Source organism: Stenotrophomonas sp. YJH_SMC_138 (assembly GCF_059369855.1).
Map to the genome: position 1 here is coordinate 169,561 of NZ_JCAFTB010000006.1, position 18,386 is coordinate 187,946.

The window sequence follows — 18,386 nt, forward strand, 5'->3', positions numbered from 1 at the left end:
GTGCATTGGACAAGCCGAAGAAATCGGTTCGCCGCAGAACCGCAGGCGTGACGATCGACGAGGTTGCGGCCCTTGCCGGCGTTTCGCCGATGACCGTGTCGCGGGTAATCAACCAGGGCAAGGTGCGCGACGTCACCCGCGAGCGCGTGCTGCGCGCCGTGCGTGAGCTGGGCTATACGCCCAATCTTGCCGCCAGTTCGCTGGCCGCTGCACAGCACACGCGCATTGCGCTGATCTACACCAACCCCAGCGGCGCCTACCTGCGCGAACTGCTGGTGGGCCTGCTGCGCGTCGCCTCCAGTTCCGCCATCCAGCTGGTCATCGACTACTGGGACAACCTGGATGCCGAATCCGAACGCAGGGCGGCGCGTGCGCTCGCCGGACGCGTCGACGGGGTGATCCTGCCGCCGCCGCTGTGCGAATCGCAGGCCGCCGTAAGCGAACTGGTCAAGGCTGGCATTCCGGTGGTGGCCATCGCATCGGGTCGCCTGAGCGAGGCCTTGTCCTGCGTCCGCATCGACGATTTCAGTGCGGGCAGGGAAATGACCGATCACCTGCTCCGGCAGGGACACACCCGCATCGGTTTCATCCGTGGGCGCGATGACCTGAGCGCAAGTGCGCTCCGCTACGACGGCTTCGTCACCGCCCTGCGCGAGGCCGGGCTGGCGGTGGAGCCCGGCCTGGTCCAGCACGGTGACTACACCTACCGGTCCGGCCTGGCCGCGGCCGAGAAGCTGCTGTCCCAGCGCCGGCCACCGACCGCGATTTTCGCCAGCAACGACGACATGGGCGCCGCCGCCATCTCCGTGGCGCATCGGCGCGGGCTGGAAGTGCCACGCGACCTGTCGGTGGTGGGTTTCGATGACACCTCGGCCGCCACCACCGTGTGGCCGGAACTGACCACGATCCACCAGCCCATCGCCTCGATGGCCAACGCGGCCATCGACATCCTGCTGCGCACCATCCGCCGTCCTGCGGGGGACGCAACGGTGCTGCGCGAACATGTGATGCCGCATCGGCTGATCGCACGCGGTTCGGTAGCCGCACCGCCCACGCGCCGGTAGCGAAGGCCCCGCCCTCATGCCTGCGCCTGCGCAGTAGGCGGCAGGGTGCCGGTCAGGCCGGCAGCAATCATGCGCCGCATCCAAGGGCGACCTCGGCTTCGTTCAGTGCGCCCAGCGCGACGCGTGACACGGAGATCGTCATCGCATCGGCCGTCACCACCGACCACGGTCGGTCGATCGCGTCCAGCTTTGCACCCGCCTTGGCCAGGCACTTCAGCGGCACGCCAACGCGCTTCCACTGGCCTTGTGGAAGCGCCGCCAGCGACGGCCCGATGGCGATGCGTGCCGAGCAGCCCACGCCGCAACCGACCGACAGCCACGCCTCACCCTCCGGCGCAGCGTCCACGCGCAGCGTGGTCAGCAGCATCAGGTCACCGTTGGATTCGCGCTGCAGGTCCAGCGCCGTGTGCGACTGCAGTGCAGCAACGGCCTCGCCCTTGCCCGACCAGGCCAGGCGTCGCCCATCCTCCTGCGCCAGATGATCCACGCCGGTGATCTTCAGCCGATCATCGGGCAATGCGTCCGGCACGCGGGTCACGGTCAGGCCCTGGCCTGCGCCCTGCTCAAGGCGCAGCGCCATGCCGGGGCCTGCATCACCGCGCGCGAAGAACACGCCGGTCGCACCCTCGTTGCCGGTCACACCCGATGCCTCCGGCAGCGCGGCCAGGTCGCCGTTGTCGGCGTAGGTCAGGCCGAAGCCGAACGCAAACAACGGATCGTAGTCCTTCTGGCCGACGTTGTTGGCGTACTGGGTGGCGGTGCGCGGCCAGCTGAAACTGAGCTTGCCCTTGAAATCGTGCTGCACCCGGCCATCGCTTCCGCGCAGCAGTACATCGGCAATGCCGGCGCCTTCCGAGCCCGGCAGCCACGCGGCCACGAAGGCATCGGCGGCATTGATTTCCCGGTTCACCCAGAGCGGCCGCCCGCTCAGGAAGACCGCGACGACCGGTATGCCATCGGCCTTGAGCCGCTTGAGCAGCGCCAGATCCGTTTCGTTGCCCGGCTTGTAGGCCAAGGTGGGTCGGTCCCCCTGGAACTCGGCATAGGGGTCTTCGCCAAACACCACCACCGCCACGTCGGGTTTCACTGCATAGCGACCGTCAACGGCAAGCACGGCTTCACCACCGGCCGCCCTGGCCTGGCGCGCGATGCCCTCGTAGATGGAGTCTGCATTGGGGAAGTCCTTGCGCGTGGTGCCGGTGCCCTGCCAGTTGAGCGTCCAGCCACCGGCCTGCTTGCCGACATCGTTGGCGCCGTCGCCGGCCACGAGGATCCGCTGCTTCGGCGACAGCGGCAGGACGCCGTTCTGGTTCTTCAGCAGGACCAGCGATTCGCGCACGGCCTGCCGGGCCACCGCGCGATGTGCCGGCGCGCCGATCAGTGCGAACTGGCCGCCAACGGCCCGCGTGGACGGCCTGCCGGCCTCGAACAACCCCAGGCGGAACTTGACCCGCAGGATCCGGCGCACCGCATCGTCCAGGCGCTGCGGCGTTATCCGGCCGTCCTTCACCGCAGCCAGCGTCGTCTCGTAGAAGCCTTTCCAGCTGTCCGAGGCCATCGCCATGTCCAGGCCAGCGTTGATCGTGGCCGGGCAGTCCGTGGTGGTGCAGCCCTTGACCTGGCCATGACCATTCCAGTCGCCCACCACGAAGCCACCGAAGTTCATGCGTCCCTTGAGCACATCGGTGAGGTAGTGCCGGTGCCCGTGCATCTTTTCACCGTTGACGCTGTTGAACGATGCCATCGCGGTCTGCGCGCCGGCGGCGATGGCCGGCGGGTATCCGGCGGCGTGGATGCGCACCAGGTCCGGCTCACTGATGCGGGTGTCGCCCTGGTCCTTGCCGTCGGTGGTCCCGCCATCACCGAGAAAGTGCTTCACCGAGGCGATCACATGGCGGCCATCGAGGAACTCCGGTGTTCCCACCCTGCCCTGCAATCCCTCCACCATGGCGCCGGCATAGCTGGCCACCACCACGGGCGATTCCGAGTAGCCCTCGTAGCTGCGGCCCCAGCGATCATCCTGGGGTACCGCAACGGTCGGTGCGAACGTCCACTCCATGCCGGTGACGCGGGTTTCCAGCGCGGTGATGCCACCGATCTGCCGCAGCAGCTCCGGATTGCGCGTGGCGCCCAGCCCGATGTTGTGCGGGAACAACGTGGCGCCAATGATGTTGCTCTGCCCGTGCACGGCATCAATGCCGAACAGCAGCGGAATGGCCTTGCCGCCTTTCGACGTGTCCATGGAGGCGTCGTAGAAGGCGTCTGCCAGCGCCAGCCACTCGGCTGGCGACGCATCGTAGCGGCCACCGGGGTCGGAATTGCCACCGGCCAGGATCGAACCAAGGCGGTAGCGCCGCACGTCATCGGGGGTGAGGCTGGCAATGTCGCCCTGCACGAGCTGGCCGACCTTTTCCTCCACCGTCATGCCGGCCATCAGGTCGGTGATCCGCTTCTCCAGCGCAGGATCCGCGGCCAGTGGCCAGGTGACCTGCGGCCACGGGTCGCTGGCGGCTCCCGCAGTGGCGGCGGGCCGGTCCTGGCCGTGGCAGCCCAGCAACGCCAGCGTCAGCACGGCGACCAGCACGCCGCTGCGGGATACGGAGGTCTGCGATGTCATGGCGCTCATCCTTCCATCTGCTCCAGTTCCTTGCCCTTGGTCTCGTGCACATGCCGCACCACGAAAATCACCGAGATGATCGCCGCCACCAGGTAGATGCCGTAGGTGGCCGCCAGCCCTGCCGCGGCCAGCAGCATCGGGAACGTCACCGTGACCACGAAGTTGGAGGTCCATTGCGCTGCGCCGGCGACCGCCAGTGCCGAACCGCGGATCTGGTTCGGGAACATCTCGCCCAGCATCACCCACATCACCGGCCCCCACGACAGGTTGAAGAACACGACATAGGCATTGGCCGCCACCAGCGCCAGCGTGCCCATGCGCCCGGGTAGCTGCAGATGCCCGTCGGCCAGTGAACCACTTGCAAACGCGACCACCACCAGTGCAAGCGACAGCGACATCCCGGCCGAGCCGAACCAAAGCAGGGGCTTGCGGCCGATCCGGTCAATCAGCAGCACCGTGACCACGCAGGCGCCGATGCTCAGCGCGCCGGACAGCACGTTGATCAGCAGCGCGTCGTTTTCGGAAAAGCCGACCGCCTGCCACAGCACGGCGCCGTAATAGAACACCACGTTGATGCCGACCAGCTGCTGGAAGCAGGCCAGTCCGACGCCGACCCACACAATCGGGCGGATCCGCCCGGTCGCCCGGCTCTTCAGATCGGACAGGCGCGGGCGATGGTGGTCGTTGGACAGCGAGGCATCGATCTCTTCGAGCGTGGCGCGGGCCTTGTCGTTGCCGAGCAGCCGGGTCAGCACGCGCAGCGCGTCGTCCTTGCGCCGCTTCACCACCAGGTAGCGCGGGCTCTCAGGAATGGTCAGCAACAGCAGCAGGAACACCAGCGATGGCGCGGCCTGCATCCAGAACATCCAGCGCCAGGCAGCCTGCCCGGCCCACAGCGGCTCGGTCGACGCGCCCGCTGCGGCCGCCAGCAGGTAGTTGGACAGGAAGGCAGCGGTGAGCCCGGTGATGATCGCGATCTGCTGCACCGTGGCCAGGCGGCCGCGATAGCGGGCCGGAGCGACCTCGGCAATGTAGGCCGGCGAGATCACGCTCGCCGCGCCTACCGCGAACCCACCCACCACCCGCGCCGCAATGAACCAGCCCGACGAGGCCGCCGCCCCAGCACCGAGTGCCGACAGCAGGAACATCACCGCCGACAGGATCAGCACGTTGCGACGGCCGAGGCGGTCGGCCAGGCGGCCGGCACTGAACGCGCCCACCGCACAGCCCAGCAGCATCGACGCGATCTCGAACCCCTGCATCCATTCACCGGACCGGAACGCCAGGTGCAGGCCGTCCTGGGTGCCGTTGATCACGCCGCTGTCGAAGCCGAACAGAAAACCGCCAATCGTCGCTACCACGCTGATCAGTACGATCAGCCGGGTGTTCTCACCGCTGCCTGCTGCCTGGTTCATTCCCGTCCCCTTGAGTGCACCGTTGCCGCGCTCAGCGCAGCAGGTACTGGTTGAGCAGGTTTTCGTAACGCTCCTGCTTGCCGCTGGCCTGGTGCGGTTCGCCGAGGCGGGCGGCCAGGCCCGCCAGGTCCGGCAGGCTGAGCGTGCCACGCTCGAACTCCTGGCCGGCGCCGCTGTCGAAACTCGCGTAGCGCTCCTTGCGCCATTGCTCCCAGGGCGACTCGGTCAGCAGTGCATGGGCAACCTCCAGCCCGCGTGCGAACGCATCCATGCCGCCGATATGGGCAATGAACAGATCCTCAAGGTCGGTCGACTCACGGCGCACTTTGGCATCGAAGTTCAACCCGCCCTCCAGCCCGCCCTGGCGCAGCACGACCAGCATCGCACCCACCGTGTCGTACAGATCGCTGGGGAACTGGTCGGTGTCCCAGCCGTTCTGCGCGTTGCCGCGGTTGGCATCGATGCTGCCGAGCAGGCCATGGTCGGACGCAACCTGCAGGTCGTGCTCGAAGGTGTGCCCGGACAACGTGGCGTGGTTGGCTTCGATGTTGAGCTTGAAGTCCTTGTCCAGCCCATGCTCCTTCAGGAAGCCCACCACCGTGGCACTGTCGAAGTCATACTGGTGCTTCATCGGCTCCATCGGCTTGGGCTCGATCAGGAAGTTGCCCTTCAGGCCGATGCTGCGGCCGTAGTCGCGGGCCATGGTGAGGAAGCGCGCGAAATGTTCGATCTCGCGCTTCATCTGGGTATTGGCCAACGACGCATAACCTTCGCGTCCGCCCCAGAAAACGTAGTGCTCGCCGCCGAGTTCGACCGTGGCCTCCAGCGCGGCCTTGACCTGCACCGCTGCGCGCGCGACCACCGCGAAGTCGGGGTTGGTCGATGCGCCGTTCATGTAACGCGGGTGCGAGAACAGGTTGGCCGTGCCCCACAGCAGCTTGACGCCGGTGGCCTCCTGGCGCGCCTTGGCCAGGGCCACCATGTGCGAGAGGTTCTTCTGGTACTGGCCGATGTCGTCGGCATCCGGCGCCAGGTCGATATCGTGGAAGCACCAGTACGGCACGCCCAGCTTGGTGAAGAACTCGAACGCCGCGTCCACCTTCGCTTCGGCCGTGGCCAGTGACGAGGCTGCCTCCCACGGGAACTGCCGGGTACCCGGGCCGAACGGATCGTGCCCGGCATTGCAGAAGGTGTGCCAGTAGCACACGGCGAAGCGCAGATGCTCCTGCATGGTCTTGCCACCGATGACCCGGTTTGCATCGTAGACCTTGAAGGCAAGCGGATTGTCCGAGCCCTTGCCCTCGAACGGAATGCGGCCGACGCCGGGGAAGTACTCCTTGGCGCCGATGAAGGGCTGCGTGCTCATGGTGCGTGCTCCTGTCGTTGTACGGGGTGTCGTGGAGGAGCCATCAGCCGCGCTGCAGCGGCGTGATGGCATCGAGATGACTGAGGAAGCGTGCGTAGGCCCGTGCATAGGCATCGCTGCGGGCCGGATCCGGCCGTGCGGACAGCGCCGGATCGACGGTGACGTGGCGCGCGGTGATGTCGCTGATCGAGGCGGCGTCTCCCTGCGCCCGGGCGAGCGCCCACAGCGCCTGCAGTGCCGCACCAAACGCCGCGCCTTCGGCCTGGACCGGGACGTCCACCGGCAGGCCGAACACATCAGCCACCAGCTGACGCCAGGCCGCGCTGTTGCTGCCACCGCCGGTGAGCACGATGCGATCGAACTGCATGCCCGCGCGGACGAAGGCGTCGTAGCCGTACTTCAGGCTGTAGGTCGCGCCCTCCATGGCGGCGCGGTAGAGGTGCGCCGGGGTGAAATTGGCGATGTCCAGGCCTGCCAGCACGCCCTTGCCGAGCGGCAGGTCGGGGGTACGTTCGCCATTGAGGAACGGCAGCATCACCAGCCCCCCTGCGCCCGGCGGCGTCGCGTGGAGGTGCGCATCGCCGTCGCGGGTGCTGAAACCGAAGGCGCTGGCCACGCGTTCGGTGGCCACGGTGCAGTTCATGGTGCAGATCAGCGGCAGCCAGCCCCCCGTGGACGAGCAGAACGCCGCCCACGCGCCGTCCGGATCGATCACCGGCGAGCCGGAATAGGCGAACAGCGTTCCGGAGGTTCCCAGGCTCATCGCCAGCCGCCCTTCCGTGACGCAGCCGGTGCCGATTGCCGCCATCATGTTGTCGCCGCCACCTACGGCAATCTTCACGGCCGCCGGCAGCCCCAACTCGGCCGCTGCCTTCGGCGCGATATCGAACAGGGCATCGGGTGCTGCGATCGGCGGCAGGCAGGCGGCAAGATCACGATCAGGATCGGTGGCGCGCAGCAGTTCCTGCGACCAGGTGCGTGTGCGCACGTCCAGCCAGCCGGTTCCGGACGCATCGCCAAGCTCGCAGAACCGCTGCCCGGTCAACACGAAATTCAGGTAGTCGTGTGGCAGCAGGATGGTCGCCAGCCGCGCATAGGCGTCGGCACGGTGGATCCGGGTCCAGGGCAGCTTGGACGCTGTGTAGCCGGCCAGGATCGGGTTGCCCGCCAGCGCGATGGTCCGTTGGAATCCGCCCACGGCGTCCATGATCTGGATGCATTCGGCCGAGGTGCTGGTGTCGCACCACAGCTTGGCCGGCGCCAGTACCTCGCCAGCATCATCAACCGGCACGAACCCATGCTGCTGCCCCGATACCGCCAGTGCGACGATGCGAGCGCGCAGCGAGGGGTCGATCCTGGCAAAGCAGTCGCGCAGGGCCGACACCCAGCCGGCAGGCGCCTGTTCACGGCTGCCGTCGGCACCGCTGTCCAGCGCGAGCGGCACGCTGGCCGAGGCCACCACCGCCCGCGTCCGCGGGTCATAGACCAGCACCTTCAGGCTCTGCGTCCCTGCATCGATCCCTGCAACCAGACCCATCGAAACCGCCTCCGATCAAAAAAAAGGTAGCGCTAACATTCCGTGGACTCAAAAAGGGGGCGTGGTGTCCGGCCCCCTCGTTGCCACCGCGCGCGTCATCGCCAGCGGTGTTGCCGCACTGTAACCAGCTGCAGCGGAAAAAGCGTGCTGCAACGCAAAACCCTGCTACGCGCTTGCTGCCGTCGAACGCCACACGTCCACGCCGGACCTGCAGTACTGCGCGATGAACTCCGCCTGCGCCGGCATCTGCGCGGCAGCCTGCTGCACGGGCTGCTGGATGCCCTTCAACAGGGTGCGCAGATCGGCGTCGCTCACGGCCCGCGCCAGCGGGTGGGCGGGACCGGGCGCGATGCCCTGCCCGAGCAGCACGCTGGTCCAGGATTCCACGCGGAAAACCTCGCCGGGGTCCTGCCACGCATGTGCACGCTCGCGCCACGCGCTCAGCCGCTGCTGCAGTGATTCGGGCACGCGCATTTCGCGACACGCCTTCCACATCGGTTCGGTGCGCTGCGTTGCGTGGTAGTGCAGGATGATGAAGTCGCGCACGTGCTCCATTTCCTGGCGGCTGACATCGTTGTACAGCTTCACCAGCGACGCACTGATGCCATCGAACGGGAACAGCTGGATCAGGCGCACTACCGCGCTGATCGTCAGATGGATGCTGGTCGACTCCAGCGGTTCGATGAAGCCGCTGGCCAGCCCGAGCGACACCACGTTCCTGTTCCAGGCCTTCAGCCGGCGCCCGCTGCGGAACGGCACCTTCCATGGATCGCGCAAGGGTGGAGCCCCGGCATCGCGCAGCAGCTTCGCTGCGGCCTCGTCATCGGACAGGTGGCGGCTGTCATACACCAGCCCGCAGCCAACGCGGTGCTGCAGCGCGATGTGCCAGCGCCACCCCGCTTCGTGGGCGATCGCACGGGTATAGGGCACCGGCGGCGCCACCGCTTCGGTCTGCACCGCCACGGCACGGTCGCACGGCAGCCATTCGTGCCAGTCCTCGTAGCCGGTGCCCAGCGTCTGCTCGATCAGCAGGCCACGGAAGCCGGTGCAGTCGATGAACAGATCGCCCTCGATCACCTGGCCGTCGTCCAGTACCAGCGCCTGCACCGAACCGTCGTGCGCGTGCTGCCTGACCTGGGCGATCCTGCCTTCGATCCGGTGCAGGCCGTGGGCCTCAGCCATGCGGCGCAGGAACCGCGCATACAGGCTGGCATCGAAATGATACGCATAGCTGGCCTGCGGCTGGGTATGCAGCGAGAAGCGGTCGCCATGCGATGCGATGCTCTCCAGGCTGAAGTCGCCCAGCTCCGAGGGCATGCCGCGGCGCAGGCTGTCCAGCCAGAAGTGATGGAAGGGTGCCGCCCAGGTGCCGTGGCCGATGGTGCCGAACGGATGGAAGAAGCGATCCCCCGGCAGGCGCCAGTTCTCGAACGAGATCGACAGCTTGAAGGTGCCGGCCACCGCGCGCAGGAACTCCTGCTCGTCAATCTGCAGGAAGCGATGGAAGGTGCGGATCGGCGGCACGGTGGACTCACCGACGCCGACCGTGCCGATCTGCTCGGACTCGACCAGCGTGATCTGCAGCTGGTCACGGAACTGATGCGCCAGCGCGCAGCCGGCCAGCCATCCCGCCGTACCGCCACCGGCAATGACCACCTTGCGGATGCGCCCTGCAGGCGTGCTCTGGGTATCCAACACGGTGCCCTCTCTCAACGGTTGAGCCTGCCCAGCAGCATCGCGCGCATGCGGCGGGCGCGCTGCTCGTCGAAAGGTGCCAGATCCCCGCGCGCCGTGTCAGGCAGGTGTTGCCCGGCGCGCTCGCCGGGGCCGAATACGTAGTAACGGAAGAGCCCTTCCCAGGCCTGCTTCTCACGCGCTGGCAGGTCGCGCACGGACCACATCGCGTGCTGCAGCGCCGCCAGCGGCGACCCCAGCCAGGCCGGTGAGCTTCGCCACCAGTAGTTCACCAGCACGTTGAACGGTTCCAGGCTGCGTACATGGTGCCACCACATGCTGGGAATGAAGATCGCATCGCCGGGCCCAAGTACCGCGCTGCGTGCATGCGCCAGCGCCTCGCGGAAACGTGGATGCCGATCGAAGTCGGGGCGCTCGAAGTCCACCACGCTGACCACCTGTCCGCCCGGCGTGGGATCGAGCGGGCCCGGATACAGGTTGTCGACCTGGTCGGGCGGGAACAGCGTGAACTCGCGCTGCCCCACCGCACAGCAGGCGAGGTTGTCGGGTGTGTCGAAATGGCACGAGGCCGTCACCCGGTTGCCGATCCAGATGCTGGCGGCGGCATCGATGCCCTGCTTCGCCAGCCCGGCGTCGTTGGCCTGCGCGAATGCCGGCAGCAGTGCCCGCGCGATCGGCAGCGAGGCCACGTAATAGGTTGGCGGCCGCGGCGCATGCAGCGCCGCGGCGATCTCTTCCAGCATCTGGGCGAGCACGCCACGCCGCACTTCGAAATTCAGCCCGGTGAAGTCCGCGCTGTAGAACGGGCGGCCCGCGATCTCGGCGCCGCCGAACGAGTACTGGATGGGCGCACCCGCATCGACGCTGCACAGGTACGCCATCGCGTCACGCACGCCGCCCAGTCCGGCCTGGACCAGTGGCCAACCGCTGGCGATGCCGCGCAGTACGACCGGCTCACCGGCCTCCACCAGGGCGGCCAATGGCAAGGCAGCAGGATCGATGCCTTCCAGGCTCCGTATCGGCAGGCAGGCTTGCACCGGTCAGTTCCTGACCGCCTGCGCGTTGCCGTCCTGGACGCGGAGACGGCGCTGCTTCTCGGCGATCAGGCGGCGCATGTTATGCAGCGAGGCAAGCATCAGGTACGCACCTTCCAGGTAACCGGCGCGGTTCAACGCCGCCAGGCGTGAACTGTCCAGCGCCGCCAGTCGCTCGCGGTCGATGCCGTGCAATCCGCTCACGCCCACGCGGTGATGCGGCGCGAGCTGCACATCAAGCGTGACCGGCTGGATGAGGCCACAGTCGTCGAGCATCGTGAACATACTGGCCGCGAAGGCACTGCCCTCGTGGATGCCGCGCAGCACGCCGGCGATGTGGTCCAGGTAAGGCGTGTTTCCACCCTGCGGCAGGAACACCGGCTCACCGGCGCCGGAGGTGACACGCGGATGGTCCAGGTCGACGTGCATCACCGCGTCCTGGGTGAGCAGGCCGTCCACGTAGTGCTCCTGGAAGCCGATCAGGAACGGCCCTTTTGCGGCCGCGCCGGGCAGGTAGGAGGCATTCCAGCGTCCGTCCTGCAGGTACAGGTTCTCGTGCTGCTCGAAACCCAGCAGGGCCACGGACTGCCACGCCCCGGTCCCGGCCTCCCGGCGCAGGAAGATCGGATACTCGCGCTGCAGTTCGGCGAACTCGCTGGGATAGGCCGGCACCATGCCCACCGCATCGCCGAACTGCGGCCCGAATCCGATGGCGACCTTCAGGTCCCGATGCGCGATGTTGTTGAGCATTTCATAGCGGGCCATCGAGGTATCCAGTCCAGTGCGGGGTGGCCGGCCAGCAGGGTAGCGCAGGCGCGGCAGGTGCGGCGACACCGTCCCGGCACGGCACCGCTGGCGGGCAGCGGTACCGTGCCGGACGCATCGGCAACCAGGCTCAGAACTTGTAACGGACGCCCAGCATGTAGCGCGGGCTCTGGTCGGCCAGCTTGACGATCATCTGCGAGGTGCGCGAGCGCCACCGCACATCCTCGCCGGTCAGGTTGATCGCCTCCAGGCTGAAGGACCAGTGGTCATCCAGCGCGTAGTTGACGCTGAGATCCCACTGCTCGTACGGCTCCACGTAGTACGGATTGCGGCTGGAGCCCTGGTTGGCCAGGATCAGGTACTGGTCGCGCCAGTTCCATGCCAGGCGCACCGACCACCCGTACTTCTCGTACATCAGCATGGCGTTGGCAGTGTCGCTCAGGCCGGTGAGCGAGAACTGGTCGATACCCGGATCGCCGCCATTGTTGTAGCCGACATCACCTTTGACCACGGTGTAGTTGGCCAGCACGCCGAAGCCGGTGTCACCGAAGAAGTACTGGCCGCCCAGTTCCCAGCCATGCAGCTTGGACTTGTTCTGGTTGATCGGGCGATTGACGTTGAACTGGTAAAGCGGGTCGTTGGCCTGCCCATACAGATCGTAGGCCGCTTCGGTGGCCAGTACCTGCGCATCGGTGCCGTTGTAGGCGCCCAGGCCAGCTGGATTGTTGCGCAGCAGCGCCAGTGCGGTGAACAGCGAGGTGTCGTTGGCTGAGCAGGCGGCCGCATTGGCCGGCCCGACCTGGGCCACGCAGGCGCCGCTGGTCAGGAAGTCCAACGCCGCCCGCGCATCCGGCCCGGAGGTCGGGTCGGTGAGGCCGTACAGGCTCTCCTGGACGACCGTGTTGCCGATGAAGTTGCTGACCGACTTGTTCCAGTAGGTCAATGACACATAGCTGGCATCGGCGAAGTACCACTCCAGCCCCAGGTCGAGGTTGTCCGATTCCAGCGGCTTCAGGCTCGGGTTCTGCGAATTGCCGCTGGCGCGCGACGACGGATCGATCAGCACCGAGCCGAACGGCTGCTGGGCACCGGGCCCTGCATACAGGTTGCCGTACGGCGCGCGGGCGATGCTCTTGCCGAACGAAACGCGGCCCTTCAGTTCCTCGGTGAGGTCAATGCTGAAATCAAGGTTGGGCAGGATGTAGCTGTACCTGGCCTTCTCGGTGAAGGGCTGCTGCTCATCGGACAGCACGATGCGGAAATCGTTGTTGGCCTGCCACTCGATGGACTCGGGAACGGCAATGACCGAGGTCGACACCACGTCGGTGGTTTCATAGCGCACGCCCAGGCGGGTATTGGTGCGCATGCCGCCCAGCTCCCCGTCCAGCTCCACCTGGAAGTACGCCGCCTTGGTCTTCTCTTCCACGAAGTTGTCGGCCGCGCGTTGCGGATCCACGCCCAGGCCGACGCCGTACTCGCGCGACGCCCATTGCGCGAGCTGCCCGGCATTGCCGCGCCAGGCCGGCCAGCTGTTGGCACTGTAGTCATCGAACAGGCCGACGATGCTGACCGGCTGCAGCAGGTCCATCAGGCCGGCGGCAGTATCCCGGTCCACGTTGGCCACGCCCCAGTCGCCCAGTGTCGAATAGGCCTCGGCGGCCTGGATGCGGTGGGTGGTGGACTTGTTCGTATCCACGCCGAACTGGAAGCGGCCGTGGTCGAAGTTCCATTCGCCGTCGACACGCGCCTGCTTGATCTTGCTGATCTGGGTCTGCGCGTTGACGCGCAGCACCTGGGTGCCGATCTCGCCTTCCTGGAAGCCCGGGTTGACCACGCCATTGGTCCCGGCGATCGCATCGGCAGTACTGGGATACCAGACCTGGGTGCCGACCGGCAGGCCATTGTTGAAGTTCAACTCCTGTACCCAGGAGCCACCGCAATGCGGGCCACGGGTGCAGTTGTTGGTGCCGGCAATGCTCATGAAGATGGAGCCGCCGCCGGTCAGTGGGTCATTGGGGCGGCTTTCATTCTTCGAATTGTGCGCATCGAAGCTGAGCTTGAAACGGTCGCTGACATTCCAGACCGCGTTGAAGCCCAGCGAGCCCAGCTTGTACTCCTGCATGCTGCGCTGCTGTTCCAGCCCGAAGTCCTTGGTGCCGGCGATCTCGCGGATGTAGACCGGGGTGGCGACCGCACCGGAGGTGTCGAACTGGACATTGGTGTAGTTGCTGTTCTGCAGCCACATGCCCTGCTCGCCACGATTCTCGGTGATCTCGTTGGTCGAGTAGGTGTAATCCATCGTCAGGGTCAGGCTGTCCGTCGGTGCGAACTGCAGCACGGCCTGCCCATTGACTCGCTCGCGCTCGAATTCGGAGAACGCGTAGCGCAGGTCGTTGGGCCGCGCATAGAGCTGGCCGACGGCCGGGGCGTTCACCACGGTCGGGTTGCCCGGCATCGACCCCGTCCAGGGCTGCACGTTCCAGTAGTTCTCCGTGGCCTGCACCGAGCCGCCCTTGCGCTTCTGCTGGCTCGCGCTGAGGCTGACGCCAAAGGTCTTTTCCGGATTGCTGTAACTGAAGATGCCCGACAGCTCCGGCGTCAGGTCGTTGTCGAACGGCTGGCTCTGGTCGGAGACCAGCTTTGCCCCGGCATTGGCCACGATGCCGGCGTGGTCGAGCGGGCGAGAGGTCAGGATGTTGATCGTCGCGCCGATGCCACCGCTGGGCACCTGTGCCTGGCTGGTCTTGTAGACCTCGATGCCATTGATGGCCTCGGCGGCCAGCTGCGCGAAATTGAAGGCGCGAGTGCCGCCGTCGACACCGCCGATGGCCACCTGCCCGGAGGCACCGAATGCATCGGCGCCGGGCATCTGGCGACCATTGAGCGTGACCATGTTGAACTGCGGCCCAAAGCCACGCGCGGTCACCTGCGCGCCCTCGCCGTCACGGCGCTCGATGGAGATGCCGGTGATGCGCTGCAACGACTCGGCAAGATTGGTATCGGGGAACTTGCCGATGTCCTCGGCGCTGATCGCGTCGACCACGCCCGCCGAGTCGCGCTTGATGTCCATGGCCTGGCTCAGGCTGTTGCGTATGCCCGTGACCTGCACTGCATCGAGCTGGGTGGGCTGCGACTGGCTCTGCGGCTGCTGCCCGGTTGCCGTTGCTGCGTCCTGCGCAAACGCAGGATTGATGACCAGGGCGCCACCCACGAAGGTGAACATGGCCCGGGACCGGAACTTCGCCAACGCGCGGCTCATGAACCGGACCTCGGGCCCGGGGTGCCACGGAAACTGCAAGTGCTCATGAAAGTCCCCTCTGACATACGATCGAATGGATGTACCGCCCCCTCCCAGGGGCACGCACGGGCGTGGCCCGCATTCCAAACCGAACAGCACGGCTGCTGGAGCACGCCGCGACTTACACTTGCTTTTCAAGCCTGCCAGGACAAACACGCGGCAAAGAAGGCAGCCCCTGGACCCTGGATCCCCGTCCGACTGGTAGCGCTACCATCGCGTTGCAGCGGAGAGTAATCACCCGGGTTCGCGCTTGTCACCATGCAGCGCAGCAAATCGGCAGCGCGCGTAGCGGCGCTGGAATCACCCCGCTACTGATGACCGGGCTGCTGCTGCATCCAGTCACCGCTCTCCCGCCGCAGGAAAGATGCCCGCGCCTGCGGGTCATCCAGAAAGGAACGCACCGTGAACGCTCTCCAGCGCATCGCCGCCGCAGTCGGCTCGCCGTACTCGTTCCGTCCGGCTCCGCCGTTTTCGCGGCCAACGCCGTGATCGTGGACGGAGCAGATGAGCCGCTCACCGTGGTGCTACGCAGGGGCTACCACTCCGGTCCCAGCAGCTTCATCACTTCGACCTCCAGTTTCTGCGCGGCCTCGTCCTGGGAGGCGACCTTGATGCACAGCCCCGACTGCGCCGGCCCGGGCATCAGCTGGTATCGGTTGATGGTGCCGCCCCCGTCGCCGTCCAGCGCCACGCGCGCCACCACCGTGCGCCCATTGGCGTGGAAGGTCCAGTCCTGGTAATCAAACATGCTTCAGTATCCCGTCGGCCAAGGGGTCATCCCACCTTAGGCGGCACGACAGTGAAGAAGGCTCCAGGAAGTTGTTCAGAGCGCGTGGACATGATGATGGCAGCACCTACTGCAGTGCCCGCGCCAATTGCAGGACATCGGCGAAGAAGGACGCGTAGTCGTCCTGTGGGGCGCGGTGGCTCTCGCGCCGATGGATCAGGCGCACTGCGACGACGCGTTGTTCCGGAACGATGATCAGGTATTGGCCCAGGTAGCCGTTGGCGGCAAAGCCGACGACCGGTCCCCGTGTGATGTCGTAGAGATCGGCGAGCTTCAGGCCGCGCGCGGTGATCTGGCTGGCGTAACGTTGCGGCCCGTCTGCGCCCAACCGTTCGGTGAGGAATGCGATCAACTGCCCCCGGCTGTCGAACGTGCGCCCCGCGCTGGCCTGCACGGCGCGGCGCACGTCATCGTCAACGCCGTGCCCGGCCAGCAGGTCATCCAGCCGGGGTTTGAGCTGATAGCGTTCCCACGCTGGTATCCGCCACCACAACAGGCCCACCTCAGGCGAGCGGGCACTTTCAGCAGTGATCAATGCCACTGACCGTTCACTCAACAGTCGTTTGCCATCCGGCGCCACGCCTCCATCCAGCAACAGTTGCCCGATGGCGGCAAGATCGGCGGCACGCAGGGACAGGCCCGCCATTCCCAGCGGAGTGCCTGCCTCATCCTTCATCCAGGTGTGGTGGGCAATGCCCAGCGGCTTGAACAGGCGCGCATCCAGGTAGGCATCCAGCGGCTCGCCCGCCAGGCGCTCGACAATGCCGGGCAGCAGGTTGGTGGCCTTGTTGTTGTAGGAAAACACGGCGCCCGGGTCGTCACTCAGCTCGGCTGCCAGTGCCAGTTTGACTAGGTCCGGGGCCCCTTCCAGTTCGGCGCCCGCGTTGGCCACGTTCTGCAGGCCGGAGGTGTGGTCCAGCAGCATGCGCACGGTGATGCGGCTCTTCCTGCCCTGTTTCCATTCCGGATAGATCTGGCTGACCGGTACGTCGATCGAAGCCAGCTTGCCTTCGTCCAGCAGCAACGCAATGCCCAGCGCGACGACGGACTTGGTTGCCGACATCAGGTGCACGGATTCCTGCGCGGGGGCGGGCTTCAGCTCAAGCAGCGTGTCCCGGTCATGCGTCACGAGCAACGCATCGGAATGCGAAGCACGCGCGTTGCGCTCGATCGTGGCGAGGGCGTCGGCAGGCGGCGTCGCATGGGTGGGCCCCGCGATGCCGATCACGAGGGCCAGGGCGCAGGACAACCAGCAGGACGTTGGCATTGCGTTCTCTTCCAGTGAGTGTGCGTGCAGTGTGACTACACATGTAGTCACACCGCAGTGCCTGAAGTCATGCCGCGCTTGATTGCCTATCCGCACCGGACACCGGGTTCGTCACCAACGCGCCCGGCCCCCCAGCAGTCGCCATGCCAGTGCGCACGGTATGATGCGGCGATCCCGGAACCTGCGATGATTGCAGCGGCCGCCCATCCGCTGATCGCGTGCGCCAGGAGCACCTGCGCCGGGGTCGCTGCCGGTGCCGCTGAAGCCCCCACTCCATGCTTGCCCCCCATTCCCCCCTCGTGATCTGGGCAGCGGTCGCCGTTGCCACCATCGGCCTGCTGTTCCGTCCCTTCCGCATCCCCGAGTATGTGTGGGCGCTGGGTGCTGCCGCCCTGTTGCCGCTGCTGGGCGCGGTATCGCTGCAGACCGCATGGGGCGCGGTAGCCGAAGGCCGCGACGTCTACCTGTTCCTGGTCGGCATGATGGTGCTGGCCGAACTGGCGCGGCGCGAAGGCCTGTTCGATTGGCTGGCGTTGTACGCGGTGCGGCATGCGGGCGGATCGGGGCGACGCCTGTTCGACCTGGTGTTCCTGGTCGGCACGCTGGTGACGGTGTTCCTGTCCAACGATGCAACGGCCGTGGTGCTGACACCGGCGGTCTACGCGGCCTGCAAGGCGGCGCGCGCCAATCCCCTGCCCTACCTGTTCGTCTGCGCCTTCATTGCCAATGCGGCCAGCTTCGTGCTGCCCATCTCCAACCCGGCCAACCTGGTGGTGTACGGCCAGCACATGCCGCCACTGCTGCAGTGGCTGGCGCAGTTCGCGCTGCCGTCGGCGGCGGCGATCGGTGCCACCTACCTGGTGCTGCGCTGGGTACACCGGCGCGAAATCGCGCAGCCGCTGGTCGCCGCACCGGAACATCGCCCGTTGACCGAGGGTGGCCGACTGAGTGCATTGGGCGTGCTGTTCACCGGCAGCGTACTGCTGGTGACGTCCGCGCTGAACGGACCGCTGGGCCTGGCCACGTTCTGCGCCGGCGCGCTGAGCGTGGCGGTCGTGGTGATACGCCAGCGCCATAGCCCGCTGCCGCTGCTGCGGCATGTCGCCTGGGGCGTGCTGCCGCTGGTGGCCGGTCTGTTCGTGCTGGTGGAGGCGGTGGCGCAGACCGGCGTCATCCAGACCGCGGCAAGCGCGCTGCAGGCCATGGCGCAGGCTTCTCCCCACCAGGCCAGCTGGCTGGCCGGTGGCGCCGCTGCACTGCTGAGCAACGTAGCCAACAATCTGCCGGTCGGCCTGGCCGCCGGTTCGCTGGGCCAGATGGCTGAACTGCCCGCACAGACCCGTGCCGCACTGCTGATCGGCGTGGACCTGGGCCCGAACCTGTCGGTGACCGGCTCGCTGGCCACGATGCTGTGGCTGGTGGCGCTGCGCCGCGAGGGCGAGCATGTCAGCGCGCTCGACTTCCTGCGCGTCGGCGCGCTGGTGATGCCGCCTGCACTCATCGCTGCGTTGTTGCTGCTGTGACCAGAATGCAGGCGGCGG

The 18,386-nt window shown here is 66.9% G+C and carries 12 protein-coding genes; 2 read left to right on the forward strand and 10 right to left on the reverse strand.

Annotated elements, in window-relative coordinates; genetic code table 11:
• The first annotated feature begins 5 nt into the window (after nt 1-5).
• Nucleotides 6-1,064, forward strand: coding sequence for a LacI family DNA-binding transcriptional regulator (locus tag AC5P7I_RS14310; protein WP_014647205.1), 1,059 nt, complete (start codon nt 6-8; stop codon nt 1,062-1,064).
• A 67-nt stretch (nt 1,065-1,131) separates the two neighbouring features.
• Here the strand turns inward: AC5P7I_RS14310 and AC5P7I_RS14315 are convergent, their stop codons facing one another.
• The 10 genes from AC5P7I_RS14315 to AC5P7I_RS14360 all read right to left on the reverse strand — a co-directional run bounded on the left by AC5P7I_RS14315 (nt 1,132) and on the right by AC5P7I_RS14360 (nt 16,827).
• On the reverse strand, nt 1,132-3,690 hold the full coding sequence (locus AC5P7I_RS14315; RefSeq protein ID WP_087948678.1) for a glycoside hydrolase family 3 protein: 2,559 nt from the start codon (nt 3,688-3,690) through the stop codon (nt 1,132-1,134).
• The gene (locus tag AC5P7I_RS14320; RefSeq protein WP_142234752.1) at nt 3,687-5,096 is read right to left on the reverse strand and encodes a sugar porter family MFS transporter; all 1,410 of its coding nucleotides are present in this window, start codon (nt 5,094-5,096) and stop codon (nt 3,687-3,689) included. Before AC5P7I_RS14320 ends, AC5P7I_RS14315 begins: the two co-directional genes overlap by 4 nt.
• A gap of 31 nt (nt 5,097-5,127) precedes the next feature.
• Nucleotides 5,128-6,462, reverse strand: coding sequence for a xylose isomerase (xylA, locus tag AC5P7I_RS14325; RefSeq protein WP_262087684.1), 1,335 nt, complete (start codon nt 6,460-6,462; stop codon nt 5,128-5,130).
• 43 nt (nt 6,463-6,505) lie between these two features.
• Nucleotides 6,506-7,999 carry a xylulokinase gene (gene xylB / locus AC5P7I_RS14330; RefSeq protein ID WP_495222165.1) on the reverse strand — a complete coding sequence of 498 codons (1,494 nt, stop codon included), beginning with the start codon at nt 7,997-7,999 and terminating at the stop codon, nt 6,506-6,508.
• A gap of 165 nt (nt 8,000-8,164) precedes the next feature.
• Nucleotides 8,165-9,697: a tryptophan halogenase family protein gene (locus tag AC5P7I_RS14335; protein ID WP_169433054.1), complete on the reverse strand. Its 1,533-nt coding sequence runs from the start codon at nt 9,695-9,697 to the stop codon at nt 8,165-8,167.
• A gap of 11 nt (nt 9,698-9,708) precedes the next feature.
• Nucleotides 9,709-10,731, reverse strand: a complete 1,023-nt coding sequence (locus tag AC5P7I_RS14340; RefSeq protein ID WP_169412775.1) for a cupin-like domain-containing protein — start codon at nt 10,729-10,731, stop codon at nt 9,709-9,711.
• 3 nt (nt 10,732-10,734) lie between these two features.
• Entirely contained in the window at nt 10,735-11,493 is a 759-nt protein-coding gene (locus tag AC5P7I_RS14345) for a SapC family protein (protein WP_134808884.1), read from the reverse strand.
• Nucleotides 11,494-11,623: 130 nt separating this feature from the next.
• Nucleotides 11,624-14,752, reverse strand: a complete 3,129-nt coding sequence (locus tag AC5P7I_RS14350; protein ID WP_014647213.1) for a TonB-dependent receptor — start codon at nt 14,750-14,752, stop codon at nt 11,624-11,626.
• 574 nt (nt 14,753-15,326) lie between these two features.
• Complete coding sequence (locus AC5P7I_RS14355) at nt 15,327-15,539, reverse strand: hypothetical protein (RefSeq protein WP_032957243.1); 213 nt, start codon at nt 15,537-15,539, stop codon at nt 15,327-15,329.
• 106 nt (nt 15,540-15,645) lie between these two features.
• Nucleotides 15,646-16,827 carry a serine hydrolase domain-containing protein gene (locus tag AC5P7I_RS14360; RefSeq protein ID WP_262087733.1) on the reverse strand — a complete coding sequence of 394 codons (1,182 nt, stop codon included), beginning with the start codon at nt 16,825-16,827 and terminating at the stop codon, nt 15,646-15,648.
• Nucleotides 16,828-17,120: 293 nt separating this feature from the next.
• Between AC5P7I_RS14360 and AC5P7I_RS14365 the strand changes: the two genes are divergently transcribed.
• Nucleotides 17,121-18,368 (forward strand): arsenic transporter, encoded by a 1,248-nt coding sequence (locus AC5P7I_RS14365; RefSeq protein ID WP_041863460.1) that lies wholly within the window; start codon nt 17,121-17,123, stop codon nt 18,366-18,368.
• The last annotated feature ends 18 nt before the right edge of the window (nt 18,369-18,386 follow it).